The sequence below is a fragment of the Streptosporangium sp. NPDC051023 genome (genome assembly GCF_040689595.1).
Taxonomy (GTDB): domain Bacteria; phylum Actinomycetota; class Actinomycetes; order Streptosporangiales; family Streptosporangiaceae; genus Streptosporangium.
Map to the genome: position 1 here is coordinate 24,276 of NZ_JBFBCE010000079.1, position 19,603 is coordinate 43,878.

Sequence of the window (19,603 nt, forward strand, 5' to 3'; positions counted from 1 at the left end):
TTTCTGAGAACGAGAATCTCGCGAACATTGCAGTTGATCATGAAATGCGAGGGGTGCCGGGGGCGTCTCGCCGCCCGGCACCCCTCGTGTGCCCGTCAGGAGGGCTCGCCGGACTCCGTGCCGACGGGCGATTCAGGCCGGCGGTTCAGGCCTTCCGGTAGGTGCGGGATCGCCCGTACGGACGAAATCCGATGCTCCGGTACAGCACCTGCGGAATCGGATAGGCGGCGTCGCCTCGCGGACAGACGACCGCGCGCTCCCCGCCCGCCTCGGCCAGCGCGTGCAGGGCGGCGAGGCACACGGCCCGCGCCAGCCCGAGCCGCCGGAATTCCGGGTCGGTTCCGACCGGCTCGATGAGCCCGACCCGATTGACGTCGTCGTACCAGACAAGGCAGTTGGCGGCGAAGCGCCCATCGGGAGCTTCGACAACCCAGTCCAGGTCGGTCCGGTAGGGCCACGCCGCCATGATCGAACTGTAGGACTCCGGCGTCACCCGGGAGGGATTCCACGCCGCCCGATGCACCGCCACCCGCCGATCCAGGTCCTCGGATCCCCGGACGGCCCGTACCGTGAACCCTTGCGGCACCACCGGCTTCTGCAGGTCATCGAGCTCGTGCTCGTGGTAGGCGAAGAAGGGCGCCTCGTCGTCCAACGCCTCGTACCCGCGCCGCAGGAGCGCCTTGCGGACATCGCCCTGCGCGTCCAGCGGGTTGATTTCACGGGTCCTACTGCCGGCCAGCCCGTCGAACCAGTCCAGGACCTCCTCCAGCAGTCCGGGATGCTCCGGATCGACCTGTAGCCTCAGATCGTCGGGAAGCTGCGCCCAGGCCCAGGCGACCACCCTTCCGCCGGACTCCCACAGCGCGATCGGCCAGTCGACCTGTGCTGCGGGGAACATGAATCTTCCCCAGGCGAGATCCCCGACGTGATGTGGGCCGCTGGTGGACCAGACGCGCTGGGCCAGCTCCTGCATCGCCCGCAGATCGTCGGCACCGCCGTACTTCCGCATGGAAACCGTCATGTCGAATCATCCTTCCAGGGCGGCCGATCATCCTTCGCTCGCCGGACCGGCCCGCGCGGATGGCCGGTGTCTGATCCGGCAGGGGATTGAACTTTTGCCGCATATGTACTTTTCGCTGTTTTCATTGGATATTTTTCCGGGAACTCCGAGGACCACATGTGAAGGGAGGCGATCCTCATGGGTCACGGTCTCGACTACAGAAGTGCCGAATCGCTGGACAGAAGCGAGCAGGAATTGACCGAAGCCGAGCGTGAGCGGCTGAAGGAAATTCTGGACGCGAAAAAAGCCCGGACGGCGGCGACTGAGAAGTAGACCAACAAGGCGTACGGCCGGGGTCAATCCATGCCCATCATCTCTTTCCAATCCAGGTAGTGGCAAGGAGGAGGAAAAGGGCGCCGGATGCGGAGATCGCCAGGTGAGAGAAATCGGATGAGCGGGCCGCCGTCCGGGGTTGAGCGTGTGGTACCGCTGCCGGAGGCCGCGAGGCGGGTGATGGCGGCGCTGGGGGAACTGGGCCTGGAGCCCGTGCTGACGGACCTGGGCCGGGGCCACGATCCGACCGCCTGGGCGTGCCGTCTGCTCACCCGCGACGGGGACATGCCGGCTGCGGCCCTGGGGATGGGCAAGGGACAGCGCGAGGAGGCCCGCGTGGGAGCGCTGTTCGAGGCGCTTGAGCACTATCTGACCGGCCCGGCCCTGTTCGATCCCACAGCCGTCGAGCTGGTGGAGGCGGCCGAGATCGCGGCAGGGCCGCTGCGACACGAGGCCTGCATGACGCCGCTGGCGCGGACCCCCTCCGAGCGTGTGGCGTGCCGGCGTTATCGCTCCCTGGAAGGAGGACGTGGGACACCGGTGCCGCTGTTCCTGTCGGCCCCCTGGTATGTGGAGACCCATGCCGCCCCGCTGCGCGAGCGGGCGGGAGACGTCTGCGACTACGCCCACCTGATGCGCTACAGCTGCAACAGCGGCTCGGCCGTCGGCGTCACCGAGGACGAGGCGCTGTTGCACGCGCTCAACGAGACCATCGAACGCGACGCGCTGTCCCTGCTTCTGGTGCGGGCCTTCCTGGGCACGGCCGACTTCTGTCCCACCGTGATCGACTCGGCGACTCTGCCGGTCGAGCTGGAGCGCGTACACGCGGCGACCGAGCAGCTCATCGGCTCGCGGGTGTATCTGCTGGACATCGCCAGCGACGTGGGAGTGCCCACCATGCTCGCCTACAGCGCCCCAGCCTTCCGCGGGCCGCACCGGCGTGGCGTGGGCACCTCGCTCAGCCCCGCCTACGCCGCCTGGCGGGCGCTCACCGAACTCCTGCAGAGCACCCTGGGGGAAACCCTGCCGTGGTCGGACGCCTCACGCCGCGGTGAGCCGGCCGGCCTCGCCGGCTATCCCGAGCTGTACGCATGCGGGCGCTTCGACCTCACCGGGCACCTGCGAGGTGCTCGCACGGTTCCCTTCCCATCGGCCCGCGGGGCGCCGGGGCACCCCCGTCGCCAACTGCGCGAGCTGTGCGCCCTCCTGGCCGCGCGCGGCTACACGCCTTACCGGCGGACGGTGGCCGCGGTCGCCGGGGAGATCACCGCGGTGCACGTCGTCGTGCCCGGCCTGGAACGCTTCATGCTGATCACGGACGGCAATCTGGTCCTGCCCGGCCTCCGTGGATGGGCCGCCGCGGGAGACCGCGGTTTCCCGGGGTGACTTTTCCAACGCCTCCCTCTTCGGCGGTCCGGCCACGCCGAGCCGTACTGCCTGATGATGCCGGAGGTTTGACCTGCGTATACGTGAATGTGCGTGTTTTCTGGTTAATCAGGCATTTATTTAAAGTTTCCTTGTTCCTTTCGGCTGTCGGGCGCTCGCATGATGGTCCTATGGGAAGGACCCGTCGAAAACGGAGCTCTGACCCCAAGGCCTCGGTGGCGGTGGGGATCTTGTTCTTGGCCTTGGCGATCTTGCTTCTCCTGCTGGTGAAGGAAATGCCGCTCCCGAAATGGGAGGAAAAGCTTAAGGTTCTGAACATCGCCCAGGTCCTGGCCACGGTGGCCGGCGTCATAGGAGTGGCGAACGGATTGGTGCAGCTGTCGTCCTGGTGGCGAAAGTCAAACAAACCGTCGGCCGCTCCCGCCCCTGCCGACATCGACAAGGCCAAGGACGTCCTCGCGGGCCTGGTGACCGATCAGTGGAGAGATGAAACGGTCCTGTGGTCGATCGGACATCCCGAGCCCATTCCGGTCCCGTGGCGATCGACCGAACACGAAGAACTGACGGACCGTCCACGGCTGATCGCCAAGGGGGTCCTGAGCTTTCCCAGCCTGAACGACCACATCGCCAACATGGCCAACGACTTCCGCGCACTGCAATCTCGGCGCCTTGTCATCATCGGCGGCCCTGGAACGGGAAAGACGACCTTGGCCGTGCAGCTGCTCATGGAACTTCTGAGAACGCGACTTCCCGGTGAGCCCGTCCCGGTGCTGCTGTCCGCGGCACGCTGGGACACGGAAATCCACCCCCGATTACACGACTGGCTGGCGGAATGCCTCGGCATGGACTATCCCGCACTGCATGCCGAGGAGACCGGCCCGGACGCCACGAGAACACTGGCGACCCGCGGTGAGGTACTGCCCGTTCTGGACGGGCTGGACGAGCTGCCCGGCGAGGCCAGAGCCGGCATTCTCGCGGCGCTGAACCGATCGATGCACGACCGCGATCAGCTGATCCTTACCTGCCGTACGGCCCAGTTCGCGGAGTCCGTCGAAGCGGTCGGTGACGTTCTCGCCGCGGCGGCGGTCATCGAGCCCTCCCCGCTTTCCACCGGAGCGGCGGCCGACTATCTGCAGGCGTGCCTTCCCGCCCGACCTCACCACACCTGGCCTCGCGTCCTGGACGCGCTACGGCAGGGCACCGCTCCCGCCCTCGCCGAGGTCGGGGCGACACCCCTCGGGCTCTGGCTGATCCGCGCCGCCTACATCGTCCCCCGGCAGGACCCGAGTCCGCTGCTGGACCTTGGGCAGGGTGATCCCGCCATCCTGAACGATCACCTGTGCGACCAGCTCATCCCCGCTCTCGTCAGCTCGCGGCCTCCCGCCGACGACCCGGCCGAACTCTTTCGGCCCCGCCATGCCTGGGATCCCGAACAGGTACGCCACTGGCTGACCTACCTGTCCCAGCTGCTCGACAGGGACAGCCACGATGTGGCCTGGTGGCGTCTGGCGCGGTACACCCCGACACGTTCGGTCCGCCTGGTGGTCAGCATTTCGTGCGGACTCGTGGTGGGGGTGACGATCGGTCTCCTGACGAGGCTGCCCGTGGCCGGAGCGGTGACCGGCCTCATGACCGCGCTCGCCGTCATGATCATGAGCAGGTCGTGGTTCACCGAACTGCCCGGTTACGCTGACTTCCAGTTTCGTGGAAGGCTCTCGTTCCTCGTCCGCTCCCTGCGGGACGGGCTGATCGTCGGGCTCCTGGGCGCACTCGTGGGCTTGCTCATGAGTCATGGTCAGGCCAGTAGCGCGCTCATGGTCGGGCTGTTGTCCGGGCTCGCGTTCGTGTTCACGATCGGCCTGATCCGGTGGGTGGAGTATCCCACCAATACGACCACGGCCCGATCGCCGCGCTCGACCTGGCAGGCTGACAGAAACCTCACCCTCCTGCGGGCACTCAGCGGTCTGGTGATCGGACTCATGGGGGGAGTCATCGCCCTGAAGGCTGGAATAAGCGCGACGACCGCTCTCGTGGGCGGGCTTCTGCTGGGACTCGTGTTCGGGCTCATGCTGGGGAGGCATCACGCCTGGCTCGCCTACAAGTTGATGATTCCCCGTCTGGCCACCAAGGGGCGACTGCCGTTGCGGGCCATGCGTTTCCTGGATGACGCGCACCGCTTGGGCCTGTTGCGAACCGAGGGGCCTTTCTATCAGTTCCGGCACTTCGAACTCCAGACGCACCTTTCCCGGCAGCGTCACGCGGAACTCGACGGCGACGGGCGCAAGACTCCCCCTGGTCAGCACGGTTTCGACGATGAATCGTTCTCCTGCGACAGCCGAAGGGAACCACCGGAGGTGAGAGCGTAGATTTCTTATGGGCGAGTCCGGTGATGTGATTCAGTGCAGATGTGACCGCTTGGTGCTGAATCCATTTCTGCCTTATGAAAAGGTGAGAGCATCGCCGGCTCGCGGCATCCCTCGGGAAATCTCCTCTTTGAGTGATTTTCATAATACGAGATATTTATCGGCGTACATAAATGGTACGACAGGCGTAGAGACGTCAGAAGCGCCTTGGGTCTTGCGGGCGCGGCTTGGTTGAGCCGGCCTGGTCAGACTCTGAAAGGACTCGCCATGACCGAACTCGGCCTTCCACGGCCTCCGACCCGCGATCTGTGCGGGACCATGCTTGTGCACCGCAGGCTGCTCAACGAGAGCATGACCTACCGCGCCCGGCGTGCGGTGATCGAGAACCGGGCGCTGCAGTACGAGCGGGGACGGCAAGCCCCCGGGCGGACCGAGGTGGTCGCCATCCCGGTCGTCGTCCACGTGGTCCACAACCGGACCGCCCCGGAGCAGAACATCGGGGAGGAGCAGATTCACAGCCAGATCGTCGTCCTCAACCAGGACTTCCGGGCGGCCAATCCCGACGTGGTCAAGGTGCCGGAGGTGTGGAAGCCGCTGGTGGCGGACGCCCAGGTCGAGTTCCGTCTCGCCACGCTGGACCCGAACGGCAGGCCGACGAGCGGAATCATCAGGATCGCCACCGACGAGGGCGACTTCACCTGGGACGACGCCGTGAAGGCGCGCGCCACCGGCGGTTCCGACCCCTGGCCGAGCGACCAGTACCTCAACCTGTGGGTCTGTCAGCTTCGAGGAGGTCTCCTCGGCTACGCCCAGTTTCCCGGCGGGCCGCCGCAGACCGACGGCGTCGTCATCCTCCACTCCGCCTTCGGGACGACCGGTACGGCGGCGCCCCCCTTCGGCGGCGGCCGTACCGCGACCCACGAGATCGGCCACTGGCTGAACCTCTACCACATCTGGGGCGACGACGACGGTGCGTGCACCAGCGACGACAAGGTCGACGACACGCCCAACCAGGCCGACGCGAACCACGGAACCCCGAATTTCCCTCGCACCACATGCGATAACGGGCCAAACGGGGACATGTTTATGAATTACATGGATTACACCGATGACGAGGCCATGTTCCTCTTCACCCAGGGCCAGGCCACCCGGATGAACGCCTGCCTTGAGGGCGAGCGGGCCTCCTTCCTCGTCGCGCCGTCGGATCGCGTGCCCCTCGCGGCGGCCGCACCCGCCGGTACGGCGATGCCCGAAGCGCTGCAGCCCAGCTCCAACGGCGACGTGGAGCGGCTCCTGCACGACAGCGAGCGGCTGACCTCTGAGGTTCTCGACGACATTCGCGCCGCGCTCGGCATGGTCAGCGCCCACCCGGGCGGATGAACGGGAACATCGGGAGATCCGAGGGAGGTCGCCGGTGAGCGAGACGCCGCCGGACATCGTCGGTGTATGGCTCCATTCCTACGAGGAGGACACCGAGAGCACGGCGTTCTACCGCCCACAGCACTACCCGTTCCGTCCTTCCCGGCGACCGCGGCGAGGTTTGGAGTTCCGCGCGGACGGAACGTTCGTCGAACTTCTTCCCGGCCCGGCCGACCGCCCACGGGAGGTGACAGGCCGCTGGCAGCGTCAGGAGGACGGCCGGGTGCGCATCTCATTTCCCGAGGGAGGCCGCGCGCCGTACGAGCTCTCTTACGCGGACGGCGTGCTCAGGATCGCGAAATGACCGGGCGGACGGCCTGCCGCGGGTGTCAGGGATTCGGAGCGTGATGTGACGTGAACATATCTGAGGAAGTCCAGGAAAAAGTCTTGGACAACGCCCAGGCCGCCGCCGAACGGTATCGCCGGAGCACCGCGGAACGCGATGAGGTGCACCGCAGGCAGGAGCAGGGGGAGGCCTTCCCCGACTCGCCGGAGCTGCTCGCGGCCCGCGCCGCCCGCCTCATACAGCGTCAGGGGGTGCCGGTCGAGGCGGTGATGGAGGCCACGCGGGCCACGGCCCTGGATCGGCCCTCGATGCACGAACGCATCCTGGGGGTGGCCAAGGAACTGCAGGCATGGAGCTTCCTGCCGCGCGGAGCCCGTGCGGCGCGGACCGTCGCCAGGATCTCGGTGAGTGAGAACGGCCGCGAGTTGCCGATCGGCACCGGCTTCCTGGTCTCGCCGAGACTCCTGCTGACCAACCACCACGTGTTCCCCCGCATCGGGGCCGTACGGCAGGCCTTCGTGGAGTTCGACGCCCAGACCACCATTGACAACACGCCTGAGCTGGCCAAGCGGTTCACCCTGGACCCGGACGCCTTCTTCGTCGCCGACCAGGACCTTGACTTCGCCCTGGTCCTGGTGAGCGCCGACGTGTCCGGCAGGCCGGTGGGGGAGACATTCGGCTGGAACAGGCTCAGTGTCCAGCTCGGCAAGCTGGTCCTCGGGGAACCGGTCAACATCATCGGTCACCCCAGCGGCCGGTTGAAGGAGATATCCATCCGCGAGAACAGGCTGGAGGTTCGGCTGGACAACTTCCTTCAGTACCAGACCGACACCGAGCCGGGCAGCTCCGGCTCCCCCGTGTACAACGACCAGTGGGAGGTCACCGCACTGCACCACGGCGGTGTACCCAGAACCAACGACCAAGGCCAGATTCTGCGGCGAGACGGCCAGATCTGGCAGTCCGGTGACGGTGACGACGCCATCGACTGGGTCTCCAACGAGGGCGTCCGTATCAGCGCCATCCTCAAGCATCTGGCCACGCTGCCGCTCGACGAGACCCGCAAGGGCTTCCTGGCCGAGATGGGTCCGGAGTCGGGATTCCACGACGGCGTCGGCCCGCAGCCGGCCGTCGCGGAGTCGGTCGTGGCTCCGGCCGCTGCGGAGTCGGTCACGGCTCCGGTCGCCACGCGTCTGGTTGACGGCTCATCCGATGGGGACTCCACGCGCCTGGCTCGCGGACCATCCGATGAGAACACGGTCCGCCCAGGAGCCGGGCTCTCCCCCGCGGTCGCTGCCCGAACCGGTCTGACCGCCAACCCGATGGCGTTTGGCGGCACTCTGCACCTGGTCTTCCTGCACGGCCGAGGCCAGCAGAGAAAGGCCCCCGAACACCTGCGCCGGTACTGGGTCGCGGGGCTGAACTGCGGGCTCACGCGTGCCGGGCTGCCCACGATCGAACCGGGCGACGTCTACTTCCCCTTCTACGGAGACCTGCTCGCCGAAGCCATGCAGACGTCCAGAGTCGTTCCGCACTCGCATAAGGAGATCGTCGCTGACCCGACCACGGCGGCAACTCCGATCTCCGGCACCACGCGGCGGCTGTACGAGCAGATGATCACGGAGGCCGCGACTCGCGCGGGCATGCCCGCCGCGCGGCCGGTCACCGAGGAGGGACTGGCAGATGTCGTCCACCAGGGACTGAGCTGGCTGGCCGCCGTTACCGATCTGGACCGCCTGGCCATTGCCGCGATCTTCGCAGACGTCGCGGCCTACCTCGACGACCGGCAGGTCAGGGAGGCGACCCTGGACTGCGTTCTGCAGACGATGCCGCATACCGGCCGGGTGGTGCTGGTCAGCCACAGCCTGGGCACGGTCGTCGCGGTGGACCTGCTCACCCGCCTCGACCCGAAGACGGACGTCGAACTGCTTGTCACCGTCGGAAGCCCGCTCGGCCTGGACAGCATCTACCGGCGATTGCTCACCGGCGGTCCAGAACGCCCCGAGCGGGTGGCCCACTGGCTCAACGCGTGGTGCCCGACCGACCCGGTCACCATCGGCTGCCCACTCGGTGACGACTGGCACGGAGAACTGCTCGAAACCTCGGTCACCAATCCCGCCGAGCGGGTGCACAACGCTGAGGAGTACCTCACTCACCCCGAGGTCGCCAGTGAGATCGGTGACGTGCTCACCGGCCGGAAGCACCAGGATCTACCGGGGCGGCCAGGACGGCCGGGCTCCGTCCTGTGACCCGACCGTCCTGCACCGCCCATGCCCTGGTGATCTGGGGACGGGTTGACCTCGCTTGAATTCGGGTCGTGTAATTCGCGGCAGGCTCCGCATGTCCTCAGACGGAATGCGGAGTCCTCGCCAGTTTCTCGGCCAGCTCCACCGCTGCTTCGATCGCCTCGGCCTTGGCCTTCCCTCTCAGCTTCCGAGGGATGGTGAAGAACAGACGAGATCCGTCCCGCAGGGTGACTTTGATGGCCTGTCGCTCGTCGGTGAACATTTGCGGTCACCTGCCTAAACCATATGTGCTGCTCTCGGCATTAGAACATGAATGTCAGATTTAGCCCAGACCCAGGTGTCGCCATATCTCCGGACCGCCCAGGAGGGACGCGCGGGTCGGAACAGGCCAAAGCCGCCGAGACAGTGATCTCACTCTGCGGTTGGGCCGGTCTGGTCCTCGCCGGTGTCGCGGGCGGAACGCCTGGATTTCACCTCGATGCCCCATCGGTGGCGGAGCCACTCCACCCCGACGCAGAAGCTGACGATGGACGGCAGGGTGTAGAACGCCGAGCCCCACCCCTGCGACTGGTGGATGTTCACCGCGGCGAGGGCCAGGAGGGAACCGAGCGGCCACCAGGTGCGGTGGTTGGAGGCCAGAACCCAGCGTACGGCCCTCAGCGGCAGCGCGCCGAGGGCGTACAGGCGCATCCGCGCGGTGTCGTGGCCCAGGCCGTCGCGGGCGAGGTGAGGGGACGCCTCGACGGCGGCGCGCCGGTTCTCGGGCCGCCGCTGCCGGGCACGGCCGTCGGCGCGCGGCGCGAAGGAGCGGGGTTTCCGCGCGAGCGGGGGGCGGTCGGAGGCGGGACCGGGGAGGGTGAAGAAGGCGGCGACGATGGTGAAGCCGCCGCAGAACAGGGAGGTCCCGCCGAAGGCGAGGCTGCCCGCGAGGTCACCGGAGTCCACCCAGGTGTAGACGCTGAAGGCGAGGAAGAAGAAGGTGACGATGGTGGCGAAGGCGATCACGGTGCCCCGGGCGCCGTCGCCGATCTCGGGGCTGTCCGCGCTGTCGAAGCCGGTGTGCGCCATCATGCCGAACGGGTCGTCGATCATCGATCGGCCAGCGGATCGATGGGCGGGAACAGGTCCAGATCGAAGCGGGTGGTGGAGGTGAGACCGATCTTCGACGGTGGTTCAGTCACCGGCTTCCCTCATCCTTCTCCCCCGTATCGATACCGATGTCTTGAAGGTTCTTCGAGGGGTGTGTCGTGTCCCCTCGCCATGGGGTCATTTCCAGTGGAAATGGTGTGCGGCACCACCGTCTCACACGATCACAGGTCTTTGACCTGAATTCACCGCTTGGCCAGGCTGGGGCACCGTCTGCCCTTCCCGGCGGATCGGACAGCGGGCCCGTGATGTGAGAAAACCGTCGTTTGGTCGGTGCCTGTTGATACTCGCCGTCGCGGTCGCCGGAAAACGGCGACGGGCCCCGGCTTCGCGAGCGTGACGAGAGGGGCGTACCGGTCCTCGTCGGCGCCGGCCACCTGGTGGCGGCCGCCGCGCAACCGGGCCGTCCCATCGGGCAGGTGGCCGGCCGGTTGGCGGCGCTGGGATTTCTCGTGCCTGCCGGGTTGACCGGGATGGGCGCCGCCGAACGGCTGGGACAGGGCGTTGACCAGATCGCCCGCCGTCTGAGCGATCTCGGGTTTCGGGTGCCGGACGCGACAGGAGAGGCCGAACGGGATGATCTGGCCATCGTAAGCGTGGAGTTCGCCGGTTCGTCGTCCTGGCTGCCCATGGAATGGCGGGTGGACTCCCATCACGTGATCAAGGTCGCCGGTGAGACGAACCGTTCTGTGGGGGAGGTGGCCAGGCGGCTGTCGACGCTCGGGTTCAGGGTCTCCGAAGAGCTTTCGCAGGCGGGAGACACCCAGCCGGGTGACCGTCTGATGGTCACCCGCGAGCTGACAGGAAATCCACCTTTCCTCCCTCAGTGGGATGCGGATGATCTTTTGGTGCCTGTGCCCGTTGGCCATGTCGTGGCCGTGGCCATGAAGCTGGACCGCTCGATCGATCAGGTCGCACGGCGTCTCGCGCAGCTCGGATTCCTGGTGTCGCCGGCCCTCTTCGCCGTGGGGTCCCCGGAACCCGGCGACCGCGTGCTCACCAGCCGTGACCTCACCGGTGAGTGGCCCTGGCTGGAGAGCCGGACGGTTCCCCTGGGACATCTGGTCACGGCGGCCCAGCGATCGGGGCGGACGCTGGAGGAGACGGCCGAACGTCTGGAGACACTCGGGTTCGCGGTTCCTCCCCTGCCGGGCAGACCCGTTGACGTCAACGATCTGATTCTCATCAGCCGCGAACTCGCTGTTCTTCCACCCCCGGACACGCTGCATGTCCGGCGTTCGAGCAAGCGTGGCTGGTGGTTGGAGGAGGCCGCGGTGCCGATCTGGAACGTGGTGACAGGGGCGGCTCTGACCAATATGACTGTTCCACAGGTTGTGGACAGTCTGCGGTCACTCGGCTTCGACGTACCTGAGATTCCTCATCCATTTGATATTTCAGGATTTTCGTCTGCGACTTCATGAGAGCTGACTGCGAATTCCTGATCCCCTTTGTCGTGGCTCACTCACGGCGATGAAGTCATGATCGATACCGGCTTGCTCAGCCGTACCTCCTCCTCTACGTACCCCAGCGCCTGGTAGAAGCTCCTGGCGCGGGCATTGGCCGCGCCCGTCTCCAACGTGATGCGCCGCAGACCACAGTCGCGCGCCCAGGACTCGGCGGCATCCACCAGAGCGCGTCCAACACCCATGCGTTCCACCTCGGCGGAGACGACGAGCTCACCGATGCAGGCGTCGACGTGGCCGGTGAAGTGCCGACGGGTGGTCACGGTGACAAAGCCTGTGACACGGCCATCGCGAACCGCCACGAACACCGCGTGACCGTCGTCGCCCTGGTCCAGGGAATCGGTGACCCAGCCGCGCACGGCGACGGCATCGGCATCTCGCCAGAGCGCGACTCCCTCGGTCAGACGCGGGGCCAGCGTGACGACGGCATCGCGGTCCTCGGCTCAGTAGGGCCGGATCACGATGGGGGCCTGTCCACCACTCATGATCCGCAGTCTGGCATCGGACCCCCTCGTGAAAAAACAGCCAGCGGTTCGGAGGTCTCCCCGAGAACCCCGGAAGCGGGTTCGGGAGACAGCTTGTTGACCAACCCATTTCCCATGAAGGAGGGCCGTTGACCGTTGAGACGGCCGAACTCGACGACGCGGAGCTGATACGGCGATCGGCTGACGATCCCGGGCAGTTCGCCGCGCTCTTCGACCGCTACGCCCGGCAGATCCACCTGTACGTCGCGCGACGGCTCGGCACCCAGGCCGCCGACGACATCGTCGCGGAGACGTTCCTGGCGGCCTTCCGCCGCAGGAACACCTATGACCACGCGTTCCCGCTGGCCAGGCCCTGGCTGTACGGCATCGCAGGCACGCTCGTGGCCAGGCACAAACGGCAGGAGGAACGCCTGTTGCGCGCGCTGAGCCGTACCGGAGTGGACCCGCTGCCCGAGTCGATGGCGGACACCGTCGTGCGGCGGGTCACCGCGCAGGGCAGGGAGCGCGAGCTGGCGGGGGCGCTGGCGGCACTGTCCCACGGCGACCGTGAGGTGCTGCTGCTGGTGGCCTGGGAGGACCTGAGCTACGAGGAAGTCGCACGAGCGCTGGGCATCCCGCTGGGAACCGTCCGATCCCGGCTGCATCGCGCGCGCAAGAAGGCACGTGCCGTACTGGAGGAGGAATGATGCTCAAGGAGTTTCGCCGGAACACTCCGGCGATGACACAGAAGGCCGAGGACGCGGCGCGCGCCAGGCTGCTGGCGGCGATGCGCGAGCCCACGCCCGAGCCCAAGCGGGCGAGGCCGCGGATGGTCTGGCGGCTGGCACTCGCCGGTGCGCTGGTGGTGACCATCGGCACCGGAGTGATCGTCACCCGGCAGGGGGAGCCGGCCATGACACCGGTGGCCAGCGTGCAGGAGTTGAGTGAGCGGGCCGCCAGAGCCGCCGAGAACGACCCCACACCACCGGCCCGTGCCGGGCAGTGGCTGTACATCAAGGAACTGCAGGCCAAGCCCGTGGGAGGCACCAGCATGGCTGTTGACCTCACCCAGCGGGCCAGTCGGGAACAGTGGACCAGCGTTGACGGCAAGAAGATGGCCTGGCGACAGGAGAACGGCAAACTGCTGATCCAGGGCACCTATCCCGGAATCTCGAGTGCGGATCTGGCGGCGAAGCCGATCACGCCGGAAGGGGTGCTCGAGAAGGTCCGCGCGCCTCTCGTCAAGGAGAAGGTCATCCTGAGCGATGGGCCGATACCTTCTCCCGAGGAGAAGCTCTTCCGGGCCGTTCTCCAGCTGATGGAGGAGCAGGCACTGGTCCCTGAGGTGCGCGCGGCACTGTTTCGCGCGCTCCCGTCCATCCCCGGTGTCACGGTCAAGCAGGATGTGAGGGACGCCGCAGGGCGGCAGGGGGTCGCCTTCGGCTACAGCGGCGACTGGGCGCACTACGACCTCATCCTCGACCCCACCGACTTCCGCTACCTGGGCACCTACGGGTTCACGATGAAGGACAGGACGTTCGAGTACGACGACGTCGGCCGGGTCGACGTCCCGGCGAACACCGTGCTCGTCCTGTCGGCCCAGCTGGAGAAGAAGGTGGTGGACAAGCCCGGAGAGAAGTGACCTCCGGGCTGCGGCGGGCGGTCGTCAGGCCATGGGCCGCCCGCCGTACCCGGCGGCTGGAAGGACCGGCCAAGGGCTCGTGTTCCGGCCGGATCCCCTCGGGAGCAGTCTCACGATGACCGGCAGGAACGGCTGCGCGCCTTCCGTGAGAAGCATCCGGGATTCCGGTTGTCCGACCCGGCCTTCCATCCCAGGATGGGAAAGATGATGTGTTTCCTGCGCAGCAATCACTGGCATCACGGTTTCGCCGTCGCCCGTGGCCCGCAGGCCTCCCCGCACCACACCTCCGCATCCCTCCCGATTCGAGGTCACCGATCCGATGAACCAGGACCAGTGGGGAACCGCCGACCCGATGAACGAGATCGTCGCCGAACAGGCTTTTAACGACCCCGCCTCGCGCTTCGTCGCCCCGCCGGTGTGACGCCATGGACACCCCCATGCCACGCCGTGTCGTCACCGGCCACAACCTCGACGGTGACTCGGTCTTTCTGACCGACGGGCCGCCGCCTGTCTCCCACACCTTGCCGGATGGCGTCGTCTTCCAGGAGATCTGGGCGACCGACGCCACTCCGGCGCCGATCGCGCCCGACGAACCGGAACCCGGTGACCGGCCGCTGAGCGTTCCCCCCGGGCCGCACGGCACGGTCGTCCGGGTGGTCGTGACGCCGCCCGGCGCGATCTCGCCGATGCACCGCACCCGGACCGTCGACTACGGAGTCGTTCTCGACGGCGAGGCCGTACTCGTGCTTTCCGGCTCTGAGCGCACGCTGCGGCCGGGTGACATCTTCATCCAGCGGGGCACCGACCACCGGTGGGAGAACCGCTCGGACGCACCTTGCCGGATCCTGTTCGTTCTTCTCGACGGGGAGTTCACCGACGAACTCGTCGCCAAGCTACCGCCCGATGCGCTCGACACGCTGATGGATGATCCGCCGACGCATTGACATATCGACATATCGAAAGAAAGGGCCGGGAGACCACATGACCTCCCGGCCCCTAGGCTGCCGATAGAAAAGAGGGTGTGGGAATGCCCGTACCCTTCCGATCGGACACGTTATGAACATTCATGGAGTAGTCGACCATTACTGAAGACTTGGCGAGATCCATCGGCGGGTAACGTGGACTTCGGCCTGCTGGATGATCATAAAGACCGGCGGTGAACCGCCGAGCGCTAACGACATTGGGTGTAACCTCTCCGAGGTCGGCAGCCGCCGTGTCCTGGAAATAGACGCAGAAGAAGAGGGAACTCATCCTGTCCAGAAGGGTTGATCAGCTCTTGTTCGATGAGATCATCACCCGTTATGACGACATGCTTGATCGCCTCGCCGATTTCTTCGCGTACACAGTGACGGTTCCCGAGTCAGGCACTCTCACGACTGAAGACGCATTGCTACGTCTCGGATTCACCCCCGCCGCAGTGCGAGATCCCGGCGAGCCACACAGCAGCGAGGGCATTTCGCTCTATCAAGCCGCCACCGGCATCGTCACCCTGGACTGGACCAACCCGAGCCCCGACCGCCAAGAGGTGACCAACCGGCTCGCCGGCGACGGATTCCGGCACTGGTACCTGGCCTTCGACATCGAGGGCAACAGCACCATGTACGTCCGCTATGGAGAAGCCGAAGGATACCTTGAGCATCCCGAGCCGGGCTACATACCCTTCACCCACTGGACAGATCACTTAGGTCCGCTGAGTGCCTACACCGAACTGCTCGTAAGCGCCTATGACAGTGAGGAGGCAGAGGCGGAGGTGGACATCCTCGCGGCATGCCTGGCCGTGATCGAGGTAGAAAGCGGCGTTCGCCTGGGTGAGAAGCTCATAGGCAGCCCTCATTCAGTACTGCCGATCTCCATGTAGAACCAGATACGGTCTCGTGTTCTGACATGCGAGACGATCAATTGGTGGTAGTGCCCCTTCCGACGCGGAATCGGAGCCGGTTCCTGTTCTGCGTCCGTAGGGGCCGGTGCCGAACGAGTTGTGCGATCGGAACACGTCCAGGCCCCGGCCGCGGACTCGTTGTCCGCCCTCGACCGGAAAGGGCAAACGTCGACTCGGCCAGGGCCATCGTAGGCTGCGGGCATGATTCGAGCAGTTGTCTTCGATGTCGGTGAGTGCCTTGTGGACGAGACTCGCGAGTACGGCACCTGGGCGGACTGGCTCGGCGTTCCCCGGCACACCTTCAGCGCCGTCTTCGGCGCGGTGATCGCGCGTGGGCTCGACTACCGGGAGACGTTCCAGGTGTTCCGGCCCGGCTTCGACCTCTACGAGCAGCGCGAGGCTCGCGCCGCCGCCGGGCAGCCGGAGACCTTCGGCGAAGAGGACCTGTACGACGACGTCCGGCCAGCGCTCGCCGCCCTTCGCGCGGACGGCCTGTGGCTCGGCATCGCGGGTAACCAGACCATCCGAGCCGGGCGCATCCTTCGTGAGCTCTTCTCAGCGGACGTCGATCTGATCGGGACTTCCGACGACTGGGGCGCGTCCAAGCCCGACCCCGAATTCTTCAAGCGCGTCGCCGAGGCCGTGCCTTTCGAGCCCGAGGAGATTCTCTACGTGGGCGACCGCCTCGACAACGACGTCCTTCCAGCTTCGGCGGCAGGGATGCACACCGCCCTCATCCGGCGCGGCCCGTGGGGAGTGATCCAGCAGGCTGATCCGGACGCCGAGCGGGTGCCCTCTCTGCGCATCGATTCCCTGGCCGAGCTGCCGGACAGGGTGCGCGCCTTCAACGCTGGAGCGCGATGAGAGTCGTGCGCCACTCATACAGGTGATCGTCGAGCTGAAGGACACAGTCGAGGTCGGCCCACTTCTCCAGGGCTCGCCGTACCTCCCGGATCCGTTCCATACCCGTCGCGTACCAGGTGACGGACAGCTGATCGAGGGCCTCGCTGGCTCGAGCGCACGCGGCTTCCGGGTTTCCTTCGGCGGCTTCGACTGCGGCCAGGTCGCCGAGTACGACGGTGCGCTGTTTCCTGGCCTCGTCGGGCAACTCCTCCAGCACCTGGAGGAGCGTCTGCCTGGCCTGGGGTAGGTGGCCGGCCTTGAGCTGAGTGTTGCCCTTGAAGGAGGCCAGCCGGACTGGCGAGAACCAGTCGAACCACTCCGGCAGCGGCATCTCGCCACTCTCGGCCAGAACATCCTCTGCCCGGCCGATGACGCGCAACGCCTCCCGGGGCTTATCGCATCGTGTCTCGCACTCGGCCTCGACCGCGTACAGCCACGCAGTGAACAGGGCAGGCACGGCGTCCGCGCGGCGTGTGTAAGCACGAGCGGCACGGAGTCGCTCGGCTGCGCTGTCCCTGTCTCCCGCCCAGCCGGGCACGAACGCGGCGTGTCCCAGGATGGCAGCGCCGAGCAGCTGGTCGTCAGCGGTCCCAGCCGCTTGCAGGGCCTCAACGAACTTGGCGTCGGCCTCAGCTGGCTGCCGCAGGTCGAAGAACTCGATGCGGCCCACCAGCAGGAGGGACTCGGCCAGGGCCGCCGCAAGGGTACGGCGGGGCGCGCCGCCCATCTCACTCAGAAGCTGGGTCCCAAATCGGGTGTGCTCCGCCGCTGCGGCACGGATCAGGGGCGGCTGGACACGCCAGTACAGCCGCCTGTGCGCCCTGGTCACAGACGCGTAATCCACTGCGATCGATGCGGGTTGCGTCGTGGTCATCGGAGTTGGCAGCGGCAGCGGTAGCGCGACAGGCGGGACTGCCGCCCCAGGCCGCACCGGTGCGGCCTGACGATCGGGCTGTGCGCCCCAGGGTGGGGTGAACCCGAGCTGCTCGATCGGCAGCCCGAGCGTGTGCTCAAGTAGACGCTGGTGGATGGCGTGCGGCCACGGCGGATTGGCACTCTCCCACCGCCGCACCTGCCGAAGGCTCACCTCAGTGTCGCCCACGCCGAGTTCGGTTCCGCTGCGAGCGAGGGCATCAACCAGAGCCTGCTGTGAAGCGTATCCAGCGTGCTGACGGGCTGCCTTGAGATGGACGTTGCCAGACTCTCGCGGCACGGCGGCCTCCAAGCTTGAACCATCGAAGGACTTCAGGGTACAGAAAAGGCCGACCAAAGGACAGAACACCTCTTGTAAGCCAAGAAACGTCCTCTTTAAGTCCTATCGAAGTCCTATAGATGGCCTTCCAAAGTCCGCCTGATCACCACAGCATTACAACAACGAATCCAGGCATCCATTCGCGGACGGATCTGCCCATGAGTGACCCCGCACGTGTTCTGTGCACTCGGCACAGAAGATCAGGCAGAGCGGCATGGATGCCTGACGCATCTCAACGCCCTGGGCCCTCGCCTAGCTGGCGGAGTGCGCTTCTGGTCTCCCCAACCTCGTAAAGCGGACCTGCCCGACGTTGCAGCCGTCGAGGCAGGCCCTTGATCAGGAAGTAGGTCCTGACCCATGACCAACCCTAGTGTTCCGGTCCTCGACCGGAACACGGCGATCCGCGACGGCTGCGGCTGCTTCGCCGACACCGTCCCCATGCCCATGGGCTGTGCCTTATGCGGGCACGCGCCCTATGCGCACGGCTGCCCCGGCCAGTCCGCCGATCACGAGTACGTGCAGCCGGATGGCGCGCTGATGAAGGCGCGCCTGGAGGTCCGGCGTCGTCTCGGCTCGCAGTGTCTGCCCGCCGTTGAGCCGCCGGTTGGCGTGGCGCCCAGCGAGGTCATCCCCCTGGTTCCCGCGCAGCGCCGCCCCGAGCCGCCCACCCCGCAGGGCCAGCCGCCGACTCCTGCCGAAGAGCCGACCGTTGTCCCCGAGCAGGCTCCGCCCGCCATCCCGGCAGCGCCCGCCGTACGGCCTGTCCGGCCACCGCTGCCCCGGCGGATCCGCCGCCCTGCCTGGCCCGGCACACGCCCCGCCGCAACCAGGCCGACCCGGCGTGACGATGGCCGACGTCCCACGTCCGGTGTTCGTTCGGGCCGCCACGGCCCCGGTGAGGTGGCAGCCACCCCGCCGGTGCCCCGGCCGCCCGTCCTGTACGGCGCGCCCCAGAGACTTCTCCCCCACCACATAAGTCGGACCCGTCCGACGTTCGCGGCGTCGGAACGGGTCCTTGATCGGAAGAAGGTCCGATCCATGGAGAATGGTAAGTCCCCCACCCTTGCCGAGACGATCCCCGGCTGGCGGGTGATGCGCAGTGACGCCGGGCGCCTGTGGGCCACCCGCAACGAGCCCTTCCCCGACGCGGTGACCAAAGGCTCGCTGTACACACCGCCGTTTCGCACCGTGGACGCCGACACCTTCGAGGCGCTCCAGCGCGAGGTCGAACACCAGGAAAGAGCGGCCGAGCAGGGCGGGCAGGTGACGTCATGATCGGGCTGATCGCGTCCCGCGAGCCGGGTCGGCACCGTGACGGGCAGCCGCCCACCGCCGTTCATCGGCGGGTGTGGGACGGCCCGGCCCGTGCCGAGGCCGAACGGCTGGACCGGAAGTGGCCGGACTGGACCGTGCTCTACAGCCTGGGCAACCGCCGCTTCTACGCCGTGGCCGCCTGGCCGAACCCCCGGCCCGTGATGGTCGAGGACGAGACGGCCACGGGCCTGGAGGCCCGGATGTACGAGGCGGAAATGACCAGGAACGCCCAGCCCGTTCCCGCCCCGGCGTCTGCCGTCGCGCTGCAGCACCCCTACCCCTCCCGCCGCTCCCGCCGGAGAGCCGCATGACGACACCGGAGCACAAGGAACAACTCGCCGGGCTGCGGCAGGCCCACCCCGGCTGGAACATCTCCCACGACAACGGCACCGGCGTCCACGTCTGGAGCGCCTTCCGCCGGAAGATCCCCCACCGGCGGGAAAGAGAGGCGGGCATCGACTTCCTGATCAAAGCACCCTCCGCCCAGCGCCTGGACGAAGAGCTGACCCG

General features: G+C 67.0%; 20 protein-coding genes. 15 read left to right on the top strand and 5 right to left on the bottom strand.

The window, feature by feature from the left end; translation table 11 throughout:
* Positions 1 to 145 precede the first annotated feature (145 nt).
* On the bottom strand, positions 146 to 1,021 hold the full coding sequence (locus AB0395_RS36925; RefSeq protein ID WP_366289183.1) for a GNAT family N-acetyltransferase: 876 nt from the start codon (positions 1,019 to 1,021) through the stop codon (positions 146 to 148).
* A gap of 177 nt (positions 1,022 to 1,198) precedes the next feature.
* On the opposite strand from AB0395_RS36925, the gene AB0395_RS36930 reads away from it, so the two are divergent.
* From AB0395_RS36930 to AB0395_RS36955, 6 genes are all read left to right on the top strand, one after another.
* A complete protein-coding gene (locus AB0395_RS36930; protein WP_366289186.1) occupies positions 1,199 to 1,333 on the top strand; it encodes a hypothetical protein in 135 nt (44 codons plus the stop codon).
* A 117-nt stretch (positions 1,334 to 1,450) separates the two neighbouring features.
* Complete coding sequence (locus AB0395_RS36935; RefSeq protein ID WP_366289189.1) at positions 1,451 to 2,719, top strand: YcaO-like family protein; 1,269 nt, start codon at positions 1,451 to 1,453, stop codon at positions 2,717 to 2,719.
* Positions 2,720 to 2,802: 83 nt separating this feature from the next.
* Positions 2,803 to 5,085, top strand: coding sequence for an NACHT domain-containing protein (locus tag AB0395_RS36940; RefSeq protein WP_366289192.1), 2,283 nt, complete (start codon positions 2,803 to 2,805; stop codon positions 5,083 to 5,085).
* Between the two features lie 264 nt (positions 5,086 to 5,349).
* Positions 5,350 to 6,462, top strand: coding sequence for a zinc metalloprotease (locus AB0395_RS36945; RefSeq protein WP_366289194.1), 1,113 nt, complete (start codon positions 5,350 to 5,352; stop codon positions 6,460 to 6,462).
* 34 nt (positions 6,463 to 6,496) lie between these two features.
* Positions 6,497 to 6,805 carry a hypothetical protein gene (locus tag AB0395_RS36950; protein WP_366289197.1) on the top strand — a complete coding sequence of 103 codons (309 nt, stop codon included), beginning with the start codon at positions 6,497 to 6,499 and terminating at the stop codon, positions 6,803 to 6,805.
* Between the two features lie 83 nt (positions 6,806 to 6,888).
* The gene (locus AB0395_RS36955) at positions 6,889 to 9,033 is read left to right on the top strand and encodes a serine protease (protein WP_366289200.1); all 2,145 of its coding nucleotides are present in this window, start codon (positions 6,889 to 6,891) and stop codon (positions 9,031 to 9,033) included.
* Between the two features lie 97 nt (positions 9,034 to 9,130).
* On the opposite strand, the gene AB0395_RS36960 is transcribed toward AB0395_RS36955, so the two are convergent.
* Together AB0395_RS36960 and AB0395_RS36965 are read right to left on the bottom strand one after the other, a co-directional pair.
* Positions 9,131 to 9,292: a hypothetical protein gene (locus AB0395_RS36960; RefSeq protein WP_366289203.1), complete on the bottom strand. Its 162-nt coding sequence runs from the start codon at positions 9,290 to 9,292 to the stop codon at positions 9,131 to 9,133.
* A gap of 149 nt (positions 9,293 to 9,441) precedes the next feature.
* The gene (locus tag AB0395_RS36965) at positions 9,442 to 10,122 is read right to left on the bottom strand and encodes a hypothetical protein (RefSeq protein ID WP_366289206.1); all 681 of its coding nucleotides are present in this window, start codon (positions 10,120 to 10,122) and stop codon (positions 9,442 to 9,444) included.
* A 473-nt stretch (positions 10,123 to 10,595) separates the two neighbouring features.
* Between AB0395_RS36965 and AB0395_RS36970 the strand changes: the two genes are divergently transcribed.
* Complete coding sequence (locus AB0395_RS36970) at positions 10,596 to 11,597, top strand: hypothetical protein (RefSeq protein ID WP_366289208.1); 1,002 nt, start codon at positions 10,596 to 10,598, stop codon at positions 11,595 to 11,597.
* A 41-nt stretch (positions 11,598 to 11,638) separates the two neighbouring features.
* Here the strand turns inward: AB0395_RS36970 and AB0395_RS36975 are convergent, their stop codons facing one another.
* Positions 11,639 to 11,998, bottom strand: a complete 360-nt coding sequence (locus AB0395_RS36975; protein WP_366289211.1) for a GNAT family N-acetyltransferase — start codon at positions 11,996 to 11,998, stop codon at positions 11,639 to 11,641.
* Positions 11,999 to 12,252: 254 nt separating this feature from the next.
* Between AB0395_RS36975 and AB0395_RS36980 the strand changes: the two genes are divergently transcribed.
* From AB0395_RS36980 to AB0395_RS37000, 5 genes are all read left to right on the top strand, one after another.
* The gene (locus AB0395_RS36980; RefSeq protein ID WP_366289214.1) at positions 12,253 to 12,810 is read left to right on the top strand and encodes an RNA polymerase sigma factor; all 558 of its coding nucleotides are present in this window, start codon (positions 12,253 to 12,255) and stop codon (positions 12,808 to 12,810) included.
* 32 nt (positions 12,811 to 12,842) lie between these two features.
* Positions 12,843 to 13,745 (top strand): CU044_5270 family protein, encoded by a 903-nt coding sequence (locus AB0395_RS36985; protein WP_366289217.1) that lies wholly within the window; start codon positions 12,843 to 12,845, stop codon positions 13,743 to 13,745.
* 437 nt (positions 13,746 to 14,182) lie between these two features.
* The gene (locus AB0395_RS36990; RefSeq protein ID WP_366289220.1) at positions 14,183 to 14,689 is read left to right on the top strand and encodes a cupin domain-containing protein; all 507 of its coding nucleotides are present in this window, start codon (positions 14,183 to 14,185) and stop codon (positions 14,687 to 14,689) included.
* Positions 14,690 to 15,021: 332 nt separating this feature from the next.
* Positions 15,022 to 15,603, top strand: coding sequence for a hypothetical protein (locus AB0395_RS36995; RefSeq protein ID WP_366289223.1), 582 nt, complete (start codon positions 15,022 to 15,024; stop codon positions 15,601 to 15,603).
* Between the two features lie 222 nt (positions 15,604 to 15,825).
* Positions 15,826 to 16,488 carry an HAD family hydrolase gene (locus tag AB0395_RS37000; protein ID WP_366289226.1) on the top strand — a complete coding sequence of 221 codons (663 nt, stop codon included), beginning with the start codon at positions 15,826 to 15,828 and terminating at the stop codon, positions 16,486 to 16,488.
* Here AB0395_RS37000 and AB0395_RS37005 read toward each other — a convergent pair.
* Positions 16,469 to 17,356, bottom strand: a complete 888-nt coding sequence (locus AB0395_RS37005; RefSeq protein WP_366289229.1) for a transcriptional regulator — start codon at positions 17,354 to 17,356, stop codon at positions 16,469 to 16,471. The genes AB0395_RS37000 and AB0395_RS37005 overlap by 20 nt on opposite strands.
* Positions 17,357 to 18,136: 780 nt before the next feature.
* Here AB0395_RS37005 and AB0395_RS37010 point away from each other — a divergent pair.
* From AB0395_RS37010 to AB0395_RS37020, 3 genes are all read left to right on the top strand, one after another.
* The gene (locus tag AB0395_RS37010) at positions 18,137 to 19,054 is read left to right on the top strand and encodes a hypothetical protein (protein WP_366289232.1); all 918 of its coding nucleotides are present in this window, start codon (positions 18,137 to 18,139) and stop codon (positions 19,052 to 19,054) included.
* Positions 19,051 to 19,404, top strand: coding sequence for a hypothetical protein (locus AB0395_RS37015; RefSeq protein ID WP_366289235.1), 354 nt, complete (start codon positions 19,051 to 19,053; stop codon positions 19,402 to 19,404). Before AB0395_RS37010 ends, AB0395_RS37015 begins: the two co-directional genes overlap by 4 nt.
* The coding region (locus tag AB0395_RS37020) for a hypothetical protein (protein ID WP_366289238.1) at positions 19,401 to 19,603 on the top strand (203 nt) is incomplete at its 3' end. The genes AB0395_RS37015 and AB0395_RS37020, both read left to right, overlap by 4 nt.